Origin of the sequence: Streptomyces gilvus (assembly GCF_022513565.1) — a bacterium.
GTDB classification, from domain to species: domain Bacteria; phylum Actinomycetota; class Actinomycetes; order Streptomycetales; family Streptomycetaceae; genus Streptomyces; species Streptomyces gilvus.
The window spans coordinates 1-16,151 of record NZ_JAKWBE010000036.1; the positions used below are offsets into that span (position 1 = coordinate 1).

The following is a 16,151-nucleotide window of genomic DNA, read 5'->3' on the forward strand; positions in this document are numbered from 1 at the left end:
GATGTCCGGCGGGCGCGCTGAATCTTCTGGCGTCCCTAGTTGGCCCACGTCTGCGGGGCGATGTAGTAGCCCTCCTCGTCCACGACGATCTGCACGCTGCCGCTGCTGTGGTTGTAGACGCCGATGATCAGGCCGGGGTCGGCGACGGACACCAGGCTGGGCACCGTTTGACCCGCGGTGAAGTTCAGGTTCGACGCGTTCGGCACCGTCTGTTCGTTGGGGTAGACCGTGAGGAAGCCGTTCTTCCGGGGCTGGGTCGCGGTCACGTTGAGCACCGCTCCGGTCGGCTGGGGGCAGCCGGCCGCGCAGTCCTTGTGCCACCACGGGTAGAAGCTGAAGTTGCCGTATGCCGGGACGGGGCCCGTGACATCGGGGTCGGAGCGGGTGTCGACGAGACGCGTGGGCCCCGCGGGGACGTAGGACTGGTTCTCCCCGGCGGCGGCCGAGCCGAAGTAGCCCGCCAGGTCGGCGACGATCTGGACGGTGCCGCCGCTGCCGTTGTAGAAGTCGGCCTTGCCGTCGGTGACGGGGACGACGGCAAGGTTGGCGATCGTCTGCCCGGCGGTGAAGTTCAGGTTCGACACGGCCGGCATGGCGCCCGCGTCCGGGTAGGCGGTGAGGTAGCCGTGCTGGGTCGGCCGGGTGACGGTCAGGTTGAGTACGACGGCCGTGGTGCCTGCCGGGATGCGTCCGGACAGGTCGAGGGACAGGGTGGCGCGCGGGGTGATCGCTCTCGCCGCCGAGGTGCCGAGGCCGGAGCGGGTGTCCAGGACCCGGGTCGGGGAGACGGGCTTGAAGCCGGAACCGGCCTGGCCGTAGAAGCCCTGCAGGTCCATCAGGACGTGGACGGTGCCGCTGCTGCCGTTGTGGATCACCACCCCATCACCGCCTAGCGGCACCGTCACCAGGTTCGCCACCGTCTGCCCGGCCGTGAAGTTCAGGTTCGACGCGGTGGGGAGGCTCTGGCCGTTGTGGGGGTAGAGCGTGAGATGCCCGGCGGCGGTGGGTTGGGTGACGGTGACGTTGGCGACGACCGCGCTGACGTCGGCGGCCGGGATGCCGGCGACGCTGGGGACGGGCAGGACGACGTCGGCTCCGGCGGCGACGGCGGCCGTGGTCGTCACCCCGACGGCGTGCCGGGTGTCCAGCAGCCGCACCGGGGTGAGCGGGGTGTAGTCGGCGCCGACGACGACGTGCTTGTCGGGGGAGGGGCCGCCGCCCCTGAGGTCGTAGCGGCGGATGGCGTGGTCGCCGGCGCGGTGGAAGGTGTAGGTGAACGTGCCGTCCGTGTCGATGGGGAAGCCGGTGGTGGCGTCGTCGGGGACGTAGGAGTACGTCCGGTCGATGGGGCCGTTGGCCGTCCAGGCGGGGGTGGGGGCGATCGTGGTGACGGTGACCTGCAACGGGTTGGACGAGCCCAGCGGCTGAATGGAGTAGCCCCCGCCGCTTGTCGGGCCCACCACCTCCACCGCGCCCCGGTCGTAGTAGCCGGTCGCCGTGTCGGGCACCGAGGGGTCGTCCTCGCGGGGATCGCCGAAGAAGTCCGTGGCCGTCTCGCCCGGCGCCGAGGGGTCGGCGGAGTCGATGACGGGCGAGGAGGCGCCGGGCTGGAACCACAGCCGCGGTCCGGTGACCTGTTCGGTCAGCTGGGGGCTGGCGGAGATGTCGGCGCCGCCCTGTCCGGTGGCCGCCGCGAAGGAGGACGCGTCCGGATAGCCGGTGCCCGCCCAGGAGTAGAGGGAGCCGCCGCTGGTGGGGTCGATCACGTTGTCGTCGACGCTCGTGCCGGAGGTGGCGGTGTCGGCGACCGAGATCGCGGTCGCATCGGCCGTCGACGCGCAGGCCGAAGGGGAGGAGGCCCAGCCGTTGGCCGCCTCCTCGACGACGTCGTTCTTCACCGTCGAGCCGGAGGAATCCCCGTCCAGGACGATGCCCCGCGTGCAGTAGCCGACCACGGTGTCGCCGGTGACGACCGTGCCCGGCGCGCCGGAAACCGCGATGCCCGGCGCGTGGTTGGTCGCACGCGGGCTGAAGACGGTGTCCGCGCTCAGCACGGTGCCGGACGCGCCGCCATCGATCGCGACACCCGGGCTGCCGTTGGCGACATGAGTGACGCTCGTGCGGCTCAGTGTGACGTCACGGGACGTGCCGGTGATCCGGATCGCCGGTGCGCCCGCACTGCTGTTCACGGCCGCCCGGTCCACGGTGATGTCGGAGGAGTGGTCGATCAGCACGGAGGGAGCCCCGCCGGGCGCCGTCGTGGAGAAGCGACGGAGAACCACATGCTGCGCCCCCGAGACGGTGAACGCCGGCGTCGCCCCCTGCGCCGTGGTCCGGCCCCTGACGTAGGCGGGATTCAGCGACAAGTCGTTGGAGACGAAGGTGATGGGCGCGTCCGCGGTACCCGAACGGGTGATCGTCACCGACTCCGGATAGTCGCCCGCCTCGACCAGCACCGTCTGGCCCGGCTCCACGACCCCCGCCGCGGCACTGATCGTGCAGAACGGCCGCCCCTGGCTGCCGCTGTCAGCCGCGGTGTCGGAACACGTCGACGTCTTCGCGACGTACAGCACGTCGGATGCCGGGGTGTCCGCCATGGCCGGAGCACTGGACGCAACCGGAAGGGCCAGGCCCAGCAGCGCGAAAGCCACGGCCCGGGAAGGCCCCGCGATTCTCTTCAATTGTGTCCCTTTGTATCTGTGTGGGCGGGAGAAACGGGCGCTTCCACGGAACGTCGGACATACGATCGGATGGGCCCGGAGGCGGGATCGTAGCCCGCGGATCATCACAGACGGCCCCAGAGCCGGCCATGAATTGATCAAAACGGCGTGCGCGACACGCTTTAATCAGAGTTCCTGACCAACCGCACGGACCGGCCGACGAAAGGCACAGGAGAATGAGTGAGCCGCAGCTCTGGGGCGCCGTTGACGACTACTTCACCAGCCGGCTCTCGCCCGACGACGAGGCGTTGGAGGCGGCCTTGCGGGACAGTGAGGCGGCCGGGCTGCCGGCGATCGCCGTCACCGCGCCCCAGGGCAAGCTGCTGCAGCTCCTCGCCCAGATCCAGGGCGCCCGCACCATCCTGGAGATCGGCACCCTCGGCGGCTACAGCACCATCTGGCTGGCCCGCGCCCTGCCCGAGGACGGTCGGCTGGTCTCCCTGGAGTACAGCGCCAAGCACGCCGAGGTCGCCGTCCGCAACATCGCGCGCGCCGGCCTCGACCGGCTCGTCGACGTGCGCGTCGGCCCCGCCCTGGAGTCGCTGCCCAAGCTCGCCGACGAGAACCCGGCCCCCTTCGACCTGGTCTTCATCGACGCGGACAAGGTCAACAACCCGCACTACGTGGAGTGGGCGCTGAAGCTCACCCGCGCCGGCAGCCTGATCGTCCTGGACAACGTCGTACGGCAGGGCCGGGTCGCCGACGCGGACAGCACCTCCCCGGACGTCGTGGGCACCCGCGCCGCCATCGAACTCATCGGCCAACACCCCAGGTTGACGGGTACGGCCGTCCAGACGGTCGGCGCCAAGGGGTACGACGGGTTCGCGCTGGCGCGGGTGCTGTAAGCGGCGGAGCCGCCCCACAGGCGGCGTCTAGAACTCGTGGAAGAACCCGACGTTGACGCTGCGCGGGGCGGTGCGGTCGCGGATGACGATCTCCCCGTTGCCGCCCCGGGGCAGCGCCACCGTGCCGCCGTACACGAGCGGCTGCGCGTACTCCCCGACGACCAGCCGGACCTCCGACGACGGGTCGGGCTGCGAACCGCGCAGCCAGGTCACCTGCCAGGTGCCCTCCGGCCCGCACAGGAACTCCAGATGGACCCGGGAGACGAACAGCCAGTCGTCCGGCGTCACCAGTCGGCACGCGGACTTGTCCCGGCCCACCCGCAGCACGGCACCGGGCTCGCTCGGCGCGTCGGCCATCAGCATGCCCGCCGTGGCCCCCTCTTCCCCGGAGACGGTGGCCATGGTCAGTTCGAGCACGTGCGCTCCTCGTGAAGTGTCCTTACACAGCGGGCGCATGATAAATCGCCCGGCCAGGTCGCGTCCGGCACAATGGAGTCATGACCGAGCGAAAGCCACCGGGCGTCACGTTCGAGTCCTGGGTCGACAAACAGATCCGTGACGCGGAGGGACGCGGAGAGTTCGCCCAACTGGCCGGAGCGGGCAAGCCGTTGCCCGCCGGAACCGACACCACGTACGACGAACTGTGGTGGATCAAGCAGAAGATGGCCCGTGAGGGCCTTTCGGTCCTGCCACCGACCCTCGCCCTGCGCAAGGAGGCCGAGGACGCCCTCGCCGCGGCGTACGCGGCACCCTCGGAACGCATCGCCCGCAAGATCGTCACGGACGTCAACGTCAAGATCCGGGACATGATGTTCAAGCCGCCGCCCGGGCCCCCACTCGGGATGAAGCCGTACGACGTCGAAGAGGTCGTACGCGTGTGGCACAGGCGCCGGACGGCGGCGGAAGGGCCGGCGGCGGGCGGGTCAGCCGTGTAGCAGGCGCTCGGCGAGCGCGCGGTAGTCGCGCAGGGCGAGCCGGAGCTGTTCGGTGTCGGGGTGCGTGCCCTTGCTCCTCGCCTCGTCACCGTCCTGCCAGGACGAGCGCAGGGTGCGCCGCCGCCTGGTCACGGCCTCCGCGAACCGGCCGGCGATCTCCTCGACCACCTGGTCGGCCTCCCGCACGGCGTTCCGCGGCTCGTCGACGAATCCGGAGACCGCCTGCCGCAGACGCAGCTCCAGCTTGTCGCACTCCTCGTGAGGGAGCAGACGGGCGCTGGAACCCGTGCCGGAGGTCGCGGTGCCGGTACCCGAGGTCCCGGTGCCGGGCTCGGTGAGGTCCGTGGTGTCCGTGACACCCGTGGTGCCGGCGGCGCCCCCCGAGTCCTCGGTGCGGGCCTCGTCCGGGGTCGGGAACGGGGGGACCGTCCGGCCGTGGCCGCTGTCGCCGCCACCCACGCTCTCCTGGTTCCGGTCCGTGGACTCGCCGAGCCCACGTCCCGTACCCTCGCGCCCTTCGCGTCCCTCGCGCTCGGTCTCGACGGGCGTCGGCGCCGCCGTCCGCCGCGTGGTCCCGTCGGCGTCGGCGCTCTTCCTCGCGCCCGTACCCGGGCCGGTCGTTGCGTCGGTCATGTCGCTCAACTGCCCTTCACGTGACGTCGGTTGAGAGCAAACGGCAGATGGCCGCTCGATCGGGTGGCCGCCGGGGTGCGGGACTTGTCGTCGGCGTGGTGGATCGGCGAGGTCAGGTCCTCGAAGAGGGCGCGGGCCTCGACCATGGCCTCCCGCAGCTCCTCCGTGTCCGCCCGCTCGCCGTCCTTGCCGCCCGCGCCGCCGCCGACGGCGCTGTGGACGCGCCGGTAGCCGTGGACGTGGTGACCGTGGTGGACGGAGATCGCCTCCAGCTGCTCCTCGTACGCGCCGTCCGGGAAGCCGCGCACGGCGGCCACCTCCGACAGCAGCCGGTCGGCCTCGGCCACCGCCTCCCGCGGCGAGTCGACGAACCGCTCCTGCGCGGCCGCCCAGCGAGCCTCGAACTGCTCGCGCTGAGCCGGCTCCAGCGCCCGCTCGCGCAGCGAACCGTGCCGCTCCACGCGCTCGGTGAGCTCGCGCTCGGCGGCCTGGGTGTCCCCGTCGTGCCGGGCCAGCGTCCGGTCGTACTCGGGCCCGAAGCGCCGCTTCAGGTTCCGGCCGCCGTGCGGGCCCCGGGCGCGCGAGGTCAGGACGGCCGCGACAACGACCACGGCCGCCACGATCACGATCAGAGCAATGATCAAGCCTGTGGACATGGGTGCCTTCCAGTGTGTCGGCCCCTCGGGCCGGTTCTTTGACCGGGTTGCCCGCGAACCCCCGCTCAAACTGCGCCCGGAATCCGGGGACCGGCGTGTCGAACGAGCCGCGGCCCGATCGACGGCAGGGTGAGGGCGCCACCAGGGGACCGGATTCCGAGGAGGTCATGATCATGGGTGAGGTCATCGCACGGCTGGCCATGTCGCTGGACGGGTACATCGCGGGCCCCGAGTCGGGGCGGGAGCACCCCTTGGGGATCGGCGGGGAGCGGCTGCACTCGTGGGTGTTCGGGCTGCGCAGCTTCCGCAGGATGCAGGGCATGGAGGGCGGGGCGACGGGCCCGGACGACGACCTGATCGCCGAGCACGTCCAGCGGCCCGGCGCGGTCGTGATGGGGCACGGCATGTTCGTCACGGGCGAGATCCCGTGGGGCGAGGAGCCGCCCTTCCACGCGCCGGTGTACGTCGTCACCCACCACCCCCGCGAGCCCCTCGTCCGTACGGGCACGACCTTCCACTTCGTCACCGAGGGGCCCGGGCGCGCGCTGGAGCTGGCCCGCGCGGCGGCCGGCGACAAGGACGTGTCGCTTGCGGGCGGCGCGGACCTGGTCCAGCAGTTCATCCGCGCGGGGTGGCTGGACGAGCTGCTGCTGCACGTCGTGCCGGTGCTGGCGTGTGGCGGTCGCCGGCTGTTCGACAACCTCGGCGACCAGCACATCGAGTGGCACAAGACCCAGGTCCTGGACTCCCCCGAGGTCACACATATCCGGTTGCGCAAGGTGCCCGCGTCCGGCTGAGAATGCGGTCCATGACCTGGACCGTGGCCCCGGAGCCCGTCGACTCGGCCGTGGCCGCCGCACTGTGGCGGGCGTACTACACGGAGGTCAGCGACCGCTGGTACCTCCTGCACGAGGGGCGCCGGACGGACCCCGCCGAGCTGGAGCGGGAGATCGCCGCCGACCCCGGCTCCGAACTCGCCCCGCCCACCGGGCGGTTGCTCGTCGCGCGGTACGACGGCGTTCCGGGCGGCTCGGCGGGCGTACGGCTGCTGGACGCGGCGACCGCCGAGCTGACCCGGGTGTTCGTGGTCGAGGAGCTGCGCGGCAAGGGCGGCGCCCCGCTCCTCGTCGGCGCCGCCGAGGAGGCCGCCCGGGCCCTGGGCGCCCGGCGGTTGGTGCTCGACACCCGCGGCGACCTCGTGGAGGCCCGTGCCCTGTACGCGCGGCTCGGGTACCGCGAGACCGAGGCGCACAACCACGACCCGTACGCCGAGCACTGGTTCCGCAAGGAGCTGGTCAACTGAGCTCGGTGGTGCGGCCCTTCTGGGGCTGTTCGCGTTCCGAGCCGCACAGCTCGTCGTTCAACTCCTTCACCAGTTGGACGAGGTCGGTCGGGCGGTCCGGGCCCCACCAGTCGCCCAGGAGTTCGGCGAGGGAGTCCTCGCGGGCCCGGGAGAGCCGCTCGGCGACCTCGCGGCCGGTGTCGGTGAGGACGAGGTCGAGGCCCTCCCGGACGGCCAGGCGCCGCTCCTCGACCTGGCGGGCGGCGTCGAGGATGACCTCCAGCGGCACGGGGCTGTGCTCGGCGAGGACGCCCGGCTCGACCCAGCCGTACCGCTTGATGCGCAGCAGCAGCCAGCTCGCGGCCGGCAGCAGGTCGTAGCCGGCCCGCTCGGTGATGGTCCGGTAGATCTCGCGCCGGCCCTCCCGGGTGCCGAGCACGGACAGCGCGCGGCACACCTCGTCGTACGAGGACCGTTCGACCGGGTTGCTGGCCAGGGTCTCCGTGACGTCGGGCGCGGTGACCGAGCCGCGCAGCTTGTCCTCCTTGAGGAACCAGGCGAGCAGGAAGCCGAGCAGCGCGACGGGGGCCGCGTACAGGAAGACGTCGGTGATGGAGGAGGCGTACGCGTGCACGGCGGGGGCGCGCAGGGCGGGCGGGAGCGAGCCGATGCCGCGCGGGTCGGACTTGAGCGCGTCGGCCGAGACACCGCCGGGCAGCCGGGCGCCCCGGAAGGCGTCCGCGAGCTTGTCGGAGAGACGGCTCGCGAAGACCGTACCGAAGATCGCCACGCCGAAGGACGCGCCGATCGAGCGGAAGAAGGTCGCGCCGGAGGTGGCGACGCCGAGGTCCTCGTAGGAGACCGCGTTCTGCACGATCAGCACGAGCACCTGCATGACCAGGCCGAGTCCGAGGCCGAAGACGAAGAAGTACGTGCTCATCACGGCCGTGGAGCTGTTCTCGTCGAGCTGGTGGAGCAGGAGCAGGCCGATCGTGGTGACGGCCGTACCGGCGATCGGGAAGACCTTCCAGCGGCCCGTGCGGCTGACGATCTGCCCGGAGACGGTGGACGACAGCAGCAGGCCGAACACCATCGGCAGCATGTGCACACCGGACAGGGTGGGGGTGACGCCCTGGACGACCTGCAGGAAGGTCGGCAGATAGGTCATCGCGCCGAACATGGCGAAGCCGACGATGAAGCTGATGACCGCGGAGAGCGTGAAGGTGCGGACGCGGAACAGCTTCAGCGGCAGGACGGGCTCGGCGGCGGTTCGCTCGACCTGCACGAACACGACGGCGAGGAGGACGCCCAGCACGGCGAGTCCGACGATCTGCGGTGAGCCCCAGGACCAGGTGGTCCCGCCGAGGGACGCCACCAGCACCAGGCAGGTGGCGACGGAGGCGATGAGGAGGGTGCCGAGGTAGTCGATGGTGTGCCGGGTGTCCTTGCGCGGGATGCGCAGCACGGCCGCGATCACGGTGAGCGCGACGACGCCGACGGGGAGGTTGACGTAGAACACCCAGCGCCAGCTCAGATGCTCGGTGAACAGTCCTCCCAGCAGCGGTCCGAGCACACTGGTCGCCCCGAACACGGCCCCGAACAGGCCCTGGTAGCGTCCGCGTTCCCGCGGCGGTACGACATCGCCGACGATCGCCATCGACAGGACCATCAGCCCGCCGCCGCCGAGTCCCTGGACGGCCCGGAAGGCGATCAGCTGGGGCATGTTCTGCGCCATGCCGCACAGCGCGGAGCCCACCAGGAAGATCACGATCGCGGTCTGGAACAGCCGTTTGCGCCCGTACTGGTCGCCGAGCTTGCCCCACAGCGGGGTCGCGGCGGTCGAGGCCAGCAGGTAGGCGGTGACGACCCAGGACAGATGCTCGAGCCCGCCGAGATCGCTGACGATCGTCGGCAGCGCGGTCGACACGATGGTCTGGTCGAGCGCGGCCAGCAGCATGCCGAGCAGCAGTGCGCCGATCGAGACGAGGACGTTCCCGGGCACGTGCGGATCCCGTGCCTGCCGTACCTGCCCGGCCACAGCGGGCGCATCCCCTGCCATGAGGGCCTCCCTGGGTGTCAAGTCGTTGCGCGGCGTGTTCCGCCGTGATTTCCCATCGTGGTGGGAGTGACCGGATATGGCCTGTCGAGTCCTGCGGAAGCGGGGATTCCGGGGGCTTGTGGGAGAAGGGGTGGAGAAGATCGGCATAATCCTTGGAGCTCGCGAGGCGAGCGTGTGTCCGTGTGGAGGGAGGGACGAAGCGTGACAGACCCGGAGGGTCGGCGGTGCCCGGAGTGCGGAGCACCCAGAGACGCCGACAACACGCCGTCCTGCGCCTGCGCCCGGCGCGCGGCCGAGGCCCTGCTCGAGACCCGCACGGCGGAGGCGGCAGCGGCGGAGGACTTCGACCCGCTGCGCATACGGCCGTACGTGGAGCTGGAGGGCGCCGACGCGGGCGCGACGATGCCGTTACGGACGGTCCGCCCCGAGGAACCTGCCAGGGACGCGACATCCGTGCCGCCGACTCCCGCGGAGGGTGGGCCCAGCACCCAGGATCTGCGGCTGTTCGAGGCGGAGCGGACGGAAGGTGAGCCGGGGGACGGCGTCGAAAGGCCACGCGGCCGTCGCCGTACCGTGCTGCTGGGCGCGGCCGGGGCGGTCGTCGCCGTGGTGGCCGCGGCGGGGCTGGCGAGCGGGCTGTTCTCCTACGAGCCGCCCTCCCGGGACGGCGCGCTGCCGCAGGACGTCCGCGCGAGCGTGCCGGACGCGTCGCCGAGCACGGCGTCGGTGACGCCGTCGGGCCGGGCGGCCCCGGTACGGCCGTCCGCCGCGCCGACTCCGTCCGTCAGCCCCTCGGCGTCCGCCTCACCGACGCCGTCCACGACTCCGAGTCCCGCGCCGACCCCGTCCCGCTCGCCGAAGCCGGCGACGACTCCGCCCACGGTCACGGCCACCGGCACCGTCGGCGCGCCGAACGCCCAGCCCAACACCCAGCCCCCGGTCCTGCGCCGCGGCTCCGAGGGCCCCGAGGTCACCGAACTCGAACAGCGCCTCACCCAGCTGGGCTTCTACACCCGCACACCCACGGGCCACTACAACGAGGGCGTCGAGGACGCGGTGACGAGATACCAGAAGGCCCGGGGCCTCAACGTCCCGGAGTACGGGGTGTACGACCTCGTGACCCGGGCGCACCTGGAGTCGGAGACGACCGAGCCGTGACGGTCGGGCGGGTCCGGCGACCGCGGTGCCCCGAAGGGGCGGGGTGCCGGACTAGCCGACGTACAGGCGGATCCCTCCGTCGGCGGTCGCCTCCACGCGCACCTGTGTGAGGTCCCGCACCACGACGTCCGGGTCGTGGAAGTCGGCGCGGGCCCCGACGCCCACCACGCGCATCCCGGCGGAGCGTCCGGCCGCGATGCCGGCGGCGGAGTCCTCGAAGACCACGCACTGCGCGGGGTCCACTCCCAGTTCGGCGGCGCCCTTCAGGAAGCCCTCGGGGTCGGGCTTGCTCGCGCCCACGCACTCCGCGGTGACGCGGATCTCGGGCAGCTCCAGGCCCGCCGCGGCCATCCGGGCCGTGGACAGGGCCACGTCCGCCGAGGTCACCAGCGCGTGCGGCAGGCCCCGCAGCGACTCCAGGAACCGGCCCGCCCCGGCGATCGGCACGACCCCGTCGACGTCCGCGGTCTCCTCCGCGAGCAGGCGGGCGTTGTCCGCGCGGTTCTGCTCCATCGGACGGTCGGGGAGCAGCAGCGCCATGGTCGCGTGTCCCTGACGTCCGTGCGCCACCTTCATCACCTCGCCGCCGTCCAGCCCGTGCCGCTCGGCCCAGCGCCGCCAGACGCGCTCGACGACGGCGTCGGAGTTCACGAGGGTGCCGTCCATGTCCAGCAGGAGGGCGCGGGCGGTGAGGACGGTGGGCACGGTGGTGACCGTCATCGGCAGCTCCAAAGCGTGGCGGAAGGGCGGGTCGAGCGGCCCCGGAAGGGACAAAGCGCCCCGCCCGCCGGTCAGGGAGAACAGGCGGGGACCACTTTGTTCCTCCACGGTACAAAACCGGACCGGCATCCGCCACCACCGGGCGGAGAGTTCACCGGCCGTTCAGCTCGGGGCACGGCCGCCGCGCGCCGCTCAGCCCGCGACCGCCTCCCACAGCCCCCACACCCCGAGCCCCAGCATCAGCAGCGCCGCGATCTTGGTGATGAGGGCCAGCGGCACCCGCTTCATCAGCGCCTTTCCGCCGACGATGCCCAGCCCGGCCACCGCCCACAGCGCCAGCACCGCGCCCAGACCGACCGACAGCGGGTCGTCGTACCGGGCCGCGAGGTTCGCCGTCATGATCTGCGTCAGATCACCGAACTCGGCGACCAGGATGAGCATGAAACCGGCGCCGGCGACCTTCCAGAAGGACTGGTCCTCGGGCCGGCGGATCTCCTCCTCGTCCTCGCCCTTCTGCAACAGCAGCATCGCGGCGCCGGCCAGGAACAGCACACCCGTCAGCGCGTGCACCAGCCGTTGCGGCAGCAGGGTCAGGACACTGCCGGCGGCCACGGCGAGCACGACATGCAGCGCGAAGGCGGCGGCGACGCCCGCGAAGACGTACGAGGCGCGGTAGCGCGTGCCGAGCACGAGCCCGGCCAGCGCGGTCTTGTCCGGCAGTTCGGCGAGGAAGACGACGCCGAAGACGAGCGCCGTGACGGTGATGCTGATCAAGAGGTCCTCAATCGGTCGGGCCGCCCCGCCGAGAGTGATCACGTCTTCGGGAAGACACCTCGGCACGGCAGCACACTGAGCACCCGCGCCATGGGCACGGGCATGCACTGCTTGCCGAAGGTCTCGCTGGCGGGGTCCCTGGGACCCGCCTCCGGGCGCCGGCTCAGACGAGCTGAGCAGTATGTCGACGACTCCGGCGAAGAGCTACTCCCCTTCTGCGCCCTCCATGGTACGCGACGCCCGGACGGGAGAAAGTTCGACCGTGAACCTTGTCGTGTCATGTACGCGTCACTAGCTTCTTACCGAACGCTCACCCGTCCGCAACACGGCGCGACGAGCATTCCCCTGCTCGCCCTTCAACGCCCCTGCCCCTCAAGGGAGTTCGCATGCCGAAGTTCTACGCGCGTCGACGGCTCAGCATACTCGCGGCTCTTACCGGTCTCATAGCCTCGGCGGCCCTCTTCGACGGTCCGGCCGCCTCCGCCGCCCTGCCCACCCCGGTCAGCGCCGCCACCGCCCGCGGCTACCTCGCCTCGCTCACCGTGGCCACCGAGAACCGCACCGGCTACAGCCGCGACCTCTTCCCGACCTGGATCACCATCTCCGGCACCTGCAACACCCGCGAGTACGTGATCAAGCGGGACGGCAGCAGCGTCGTCACCAACTCCGCCTGCACCGCGACCAGCGGCTCCTGGTACTCGCAGTACGACGGGGTCACCACCACCGACCCGAGCACCTTCGACATCGACCATGTCGTGCCGCTCGCCGAGGCCTGGGACTCCGGCGCCTCGGCCTGGACGACCGCCCAGCGCCAGGCCTTCGCCAACGACGTCACCCGCCCGCAGCTCATCGCGGTCTCCGCCAGTTCCAACCGCTCCAAGGGCGACGACGACCCGGCCGAGTGGGTGCCCGCCCGTTCCGCGTACCTGTGCACCTACGTCCGCGCCTGGGTCCAGGTGAAGTACTACTACGACCTCTCCGTCGACTCGGCCGAGAAGTCCGCGCTGCAGAGCGACCTCGCCGGCTGCTGATCGTTACGCACGGAGCCTCCCACCACACCTCCGCCGTTCCGTACGGTACGGAGCGACGGAGGAGGGTGAGCCGAAGGGGCGGCTCAGGCGCTCCGGAGGCGAACCCGACCAGAAAGAGGTGCGGTGATCTCGTGGCTGAGCTGCGTCTGGGGCCGTTGCTGAGGTACGTCGGCGGCTCGGGTGCGACCGTGTGGGTCGAGGCCGGCCGGCCGGGCACCGCCGAGGTGCGGTGTGCCGACGGCGCCTCCGGGACGGCCCGCACCTTCCAGATCTGCGGACACCACTACGCCCTCGTCCCGGTCACCGGACTCACGCCGGGGGCGGCGACGGCGTACGAGGTCTTCCTGGACGGCACGCGCGTGTGGCCGGCGCCCGACTCCCCTTTCCCGCCCTCCGTCATCCGCGTCCCCGCCGAGGACGAGGGCGTCCGCGTCTCCTTCGGCTCCTGCCGCTGGGCCGCGCCGGCCGCCGACGGCAACGACCCCGTCGGCCCGGACGCCCTGGACGCGCTCGCCCAACGCATCGCGGCCGACCCGGAGGGCGAACGCCCGGACGTGCTGCTGCTGTTGGGCGACCAGGTCTACGCCGACGAGGTCTCCGACGCCACCCGCCGCTGGCTCGCCGCCCGCCGCGACCTGAGCGAGCCGCCCGGCAGCCAGGTCGCGGACTACGAGGAGTACACCCGCCTCTACTACGAGTCCTGGCTCGACCCCGAGGTGCGCTGGCTGCTGTCCACCGTGCCGACGTGCATGATCTTCGACGACCACGACGTCGTTGATGACTGGAACACCTCCGCCGCCTGGCTCGACGACATGCGCACGACCGCGTGGTGGCAGGAGCGGCTGCTGAGCGGGCTGATGTCGTACTGGGTGCACCAGCATCTGGGCAACGTGTCCCCGGACGAGCTGGCGGCCGACCCGGTGTACGCGGCCGTACGCGAACTTCCCGACGGCACCGACGAGTTGCGCGCCCACGCCGGCCGGGCCGACGCCGACGCGGCCGCGGTGCGCTGGAGTTACCGGCGCGACTTCGGCCGGGTGCGGCTGCTGATGGTCGACTCGCGGGCGGCCCGGGTCCTGGAGGAGGAGAACCGGTCCATGCTCGACCCGGGCGAGGCCGCGTGGCTGCGCGAGCAGGTGCTGGACGCGCGGGAGTCGTACGACCACCTCCTCATCGGCACCTCGCTGCCCTGGCTGCTGCCGCACCTGGTGCACGACGCCGAGGCCTGGAACGCGGCCCTGTGCCGGGGCGACCGCGGGGCGCGCTGGGCGCGGTTCGGGGAGGATCTGCGGCGGAAGGCGGATCTGGAGCACTGGGCGGCCTTCCCGGCGTCGTTCGCCGCGCTGGCGGATCTGATCGCCGAGGTGGGCTCGGGGCCCGAGGCGCCGGCGACGGTGCTGGTGCTGTCCGGCGACGTCCATCACGCGTACGTGGCCGAGCCGACGTGGGTCACGGGCGCCGGCCCGGAGGCGCGGGTGCTCCAGCTGACCTGCTCACCGGTGCACAACGCCGTTCCACGGGCGATCCGCTTCGGCTTCCGCTTCGGCTGGAGCGCGGTGGCCCGCGCACTGGGCCGCCGGTTCGCCCGGCACGGCAGGTGCGCGCCGCCGCCGGTCAAGTGGCGCAAGAAGGGCGGGCCCTGGTTCGGCAACCAGCTCATGTCCCTTGCGCTGCAGGGCCGTTCGGCCCGGCTGCGGCTGGAGCAGGCGACGGAGCAGGGCGGGCTCACAACGGTGGTGGACTCGACGCTCACTTCCGGGTGAGCGGGCGAGCGGGAGCCGGATTCGGTCACGCTTTCGGGCGCCACCACAGCTATGGGAGCGCTCCCACATGCGTCGAACCCCGGGCGCCCCCGTAGAACGGCGCAGATCGGTTGGCCAATGTTGAACTCCCAACAACATAAGCGCCCGCCCTAGCATGAAGGCTCCGTTCGGTACCGCCGCTCCCCTGCCCCCTGGACACCTTCCTGTCATGACCACGACATAGGTGCCATCACCGAAGGAGAACCCCCCACATGTCCGCCCGCCTCAACACCGCCCAGCCCTACGTCCTCGGCCTGTTCCGCATCGTCGTCGGCCTGCTCTTCACCTGTCACGGAGCCGCCTCCCTCTTCGGCGTCCTCGGAGGCGCCTTCGGCCAGGGCGGGACCATCCCGGCCGGCACCTGGCCGTCCTGGTACGCCGCCGCGATCCAGCTCGTCTGCGGCGCCCTCGTCCTGCTCGGTCTCGCCACCCGCGCGGCGGCCTTCGTCGCCTCCGGCTCGATGGCGTACGCGTACTTCCGGGTGCACCAGCCGCACGCCCTGCTGCCGATCGAGAACGGCGGCGAGGCCGCGGCGATGTTCTGCTGGGCCCTTCTGCTGCTGGTCTTCACCGGTTCCGGCGCGTTCGCCCTGGACCGGCTGTTCGCCAGGCGCTCGTCGGCCGACGGCGAGCGGACCGCGCGACAGGCAGCGGTGACCGTCTGACGCACATCCGGGCGCGACCCCAGGTGAACGTCCTGTGCCGATCACACGTGCCCCCCGCGGAACTCCTGTCACAGCCCATGCGTACGCTGTATGGCTGTTGATGGCCGCCCCTGCCGCTCCCCCGCGACGCTGCGGCTCGGTACGGGCCACCGGGGGAGTTCACGGGGAGTCGTGGTGCTGGAGAGTCTGGGGTCGCTGACCGGCAGCCCTTGGATCTACGTCATGGTGGCGCTGTCGGTGCTGCTCGACGTGTTCCTGCCCGTCCTGCCGAGCGGGGTGCTGGTGATCACGGCCGCGACGGCGGCGGCCGCGGGCTCGGCGACCGGCACGGTGCCGCACCAGGTCCCGGACATCATCGCCCTCACCCTGTGCGCGGCCTGCGCCTCCGTCCTCGGCGACCTGGTCGCCTACCGCCTCGCCTGGCGCGGCGGCGAACGCCTCGACCGCGCCATCGCCCGCTCCCCCCGGCTCTCCGGCGCGCAGGAACGTCTCGGCGCGGCCCTGGCCCGGGGCGGCGGCGCCCTGGTCATCCTGGCCCGCTTCGCCCCGGCCGGCCGCTCGGTCGTCTCCCTCGGCGCCGGCGCCGCCCACCGCCGGGCACGCGACTTCCTGCCCTGGTCCGCACTGGCGGGCCTGGCGTGGGCGGTCTACAGCGTGGCGCTCGGGTACTACGGCGGCCAGTGGCTGGGTACGACGTGGCTGGCGACCGGGGTGTCGGTGCTGGCGCTGTTCGGGGCGGGGGCCGGGGCGGCGTACGTAGTGCGGCGGCCGGCGAAGGCGTCCTAGCGACTGACGGCTGCTTGGTTTTTCTGGCCGTTTGGTTTTTCTGGCCGCTTGGTTTTTCTGACCGCTTGGCTCTTCTGGCCGCTTG

16 protein-coding genes are annotated in these 16,151 nt (G+C 72.0%); 9 read left to right on the top strand and 7 right to left on the bottom strand.

Going from position 1 to position 16,151, the window contains the following annotated elements:
* Nucleotides 1–35 precede the first annotated feature (35 nt).
* Nucleotides 36–2,597, bottom strand: a complete 2,562-nt coding sequence (locus MKW14_RS35640; RefSeq protein WP_240870175.1) for a right-handed parallel beta-helix repeat-containing protein — start codon at nucleotides 2,595–2,597, stop codon at nucleotides 36–38.
* 299 nt (nucleotides 2,598–2,896) lie between these two features.
* On the opposite strand from MKW14_RS35640, the gene MKW14_RS35645 reads away from it, so the two are divergent.
* Nucleotides 2,897–3,565 (top strand): O-methyltransferase, encoded by a 669-nt coding sequence (locus MKW14_RS35645; RefSeq protein ID WP_240870180.1) that lies wholly within the window; start codon nucleotides 2,897–2,899, stop codon nucleotides 3,563–3,565.
* A 27-nt stretch (nucleotides 3,566–3,592) separates the two neighbouring features.
* Here MKW14_RS35645 and MKW14_RS35650 read toward each other — a convergent pair whose 3' ends face one another.
* The gene (locus tag MKW14_RS35650) at nucleotides 3,593–3,982 is read right to left on the bottom strand and encodes an FHA domain-containing protein (protein ID WP_240870182.1); all 390 of its coding nucleotides are present in this window, start codon (nucleotides 3,980–3,982) and stop codon (nucleotides 3,593–3,595) included.
* Between the two features lie 80 nt (nucleotides 3,983–4,062).
* Between MKW14_RS35650 and MKW14_RS35655 the strand changes: the two genes are divergently transcribed.
* Nucleotides 4,063–4,500, top strand: a complete 438-nt coding sequence (locus tag MKW14_RS35655) for a DnaJ family domain-containing protein (RefSeq protein ID WP_240870183.1) — start codon at nucleotides 4,063–4,065, stop codon at nucleotides 4,498–4,500.
* On the opposite strand, the gene MKW14_RS35660 is transcribed toward MKW14_RS35655, so the two are convergent.
* Nucleotides 4,489–5,133 carry a hypothetical protein gene (locus MKW14_RS35660; protein ID WP_240870184.1) on the bottom strand — a complete coding sequence of 215 codons (645 nt, stop codon included), beginning with the start codon at nucleotides 5,131–5,133 and terminating at the stop codon, nucleotides 4,489–4,491. The two genes, MKW14_RS35655 and MKW14_RS35660, sit on opposite strands and share 12 nt — an antisense overlap.
* A gap of 5 nt (nucleotides 5,134–5,138) precedes the next feature.
* On the bottom strand, nucleotides 5,139–5,789 hold the full coding sequence (locus MKW14_RS35665) for a hypothetical protein (protein WP_240870187.1): 651 nt from the start codon (nucleotides 5,787–5,789) through the stop codon (nucleotides 5,139–5,141).
* A gap of 173 nt (nucleotides 5,790–5,962) precedes the next feature.
* Between MKW14_RS35665 and MKW14_RS35670 the strand changes: the two genes are divergently transcribed.
* On the top strand, nucleotides 5,963–6,586 hold the full coding sequence (locus MKW14_RS35670) for a dihydrofolate reductase family protein (RefSeq protein WP_240870189.1): 624 nt from the start codon (nucleotides 5,963–5,965) through the stop codon (nucleotides 6,584–6,586).
* 11 nt (nucleotides 6,587–6,597) lie between these two features.
* Entirely contained in the window at nucleotides 6,598–7,092 is a 495-nt protein-coding gene (locus tag MKW14_RS35675; RefSeq protein WP_240870191.1) for a GNAT family N-acetyltransferase, read from the top strand.
* Here the strand turns inward: MKW14_RS35675 and MKW14_RS35680 are convergent.
* Entirely contained in the window at nucleotides 7,085–9,130 is a 2,046-nt protein-coding gene (locus tag MKW14_RS35680) for an MDR family MFS transporter (protein WP_240870193.1), read from the bottom strand. The two genes, MKW14_RS35675 and MKW14_RS35680, sit on opposite strands and share 8 nt — an antisense overlap.
* A 201-nt stretch (nucleotides 9,131–9,331) precedes the next feature.
* Between MKW14_RS35680 and MKW14_RS35685 the strand changes: the two genes are divergently transcribed.
* A complete protein-coding gene (locus tag MKW14_RS35685; RefSeq protein WP_240870195.1) occupies nucleotides 9,332–10,288 on the top strand; it encodes a peptidoglycan-binding domain-containing protein in 957 nt (318 codons plus the stop codon).
* Nucleotides 10,289–10,339: 51 nt separating this feature from the next.
* Here the strand turns inward: MKW14_RS35685 and MKW14_RS35690 are convergent, their stop codons facing one another.
* Together MKW14_RS35690 and MKW14_RS35695 are read right to left on the bottom strand one after the other, a co-directional pair.
* Nucleotides 10,340–11,008, bottom strand: coding sequence for an HAD-IA family hydrolase (locus MKW14_RS35690; RefSeq protein WP_240870196.1), 669 nt, complete (start codon nucleotides 11,006–11,008; stop codon nucleotides 10,340–10,342).
* Between the two features lie 192 nt (nucleotides 11,009–11,200).
* Nucleotides 11,201–11,782: a TMEM165/GDT1 family protein gene (locus MKW14_RS35695; RefSeq protein ID WP_240870198.1), complete on the bottom strand. Its 582-nt coding sequence runs from the start codon at nucleotides 11,780–11,782 to the stop codon at nucleotides 11,201–11,203.
* A 386-nt stretch (nucleotides 11,783–12,168) separates the two neighbouring features.
* Between MKW14_RS35695 and MKW14_RS35700 the strand changes: the two genes are divergently transcribed.
* From MKW14_RS35700 to MKW14_RS35715, 4 genes are all read left to right on the top strand, one after another.
* Nucleotides 12,169–12,813, top strand: a complete 645-nt coding sequence (locus MKW14_RS35700) for an HNH endonuclease family protein (protein ID WP_240870199.1) — start codon at nucleotides 12,169–12,171, stop codon at nucleotides 12,811–12,813.
* A 131-nt stretch (nucleotides 12,814–12,944) separates the two neighbouring features.
* Nucleotides 12,945–14,576: an alkaline phosphatase D family protein gene (locus MKW14_RS35705; protein ID WP_240870200.1), complete on the top strand. Its 1,632-nt coding sequence runs from the start codon at nucleotides 12,945–12,947 to the stop codon at nucleotides 14,574–14,576.
* Between the two features lie 251 nt (nucleotides 14,577–14,827).
* Nucleotides 14,828–15,280 carry a DoxX family protein gene (locus MKW14_RS35710; RefSeq protein WP_240870202.1) on the top strand — a complete coding sequence of 151 codons (453 nt, stop codon included), beginning with the start codon at nucleotides 14,828–14,830 and terminating at the stop codon, nucleotides 15,278–15,280.
* Between the two features lie 174 nt (nucleotides 15,281–15,454).
* Complete coding sequence (locus MKW14_RS35715) at nucleotides 15,455–16,066, top strand: DedA family protein (protein WP_240870203.1); 612 nt, start codon at nucleotides 15,455–15,457, stop codon at nucleotides 16,064–16,066.
* The last annotated feature ends 85 nt before the right edge of the window (nucleotides 16,067–16,151 follow it).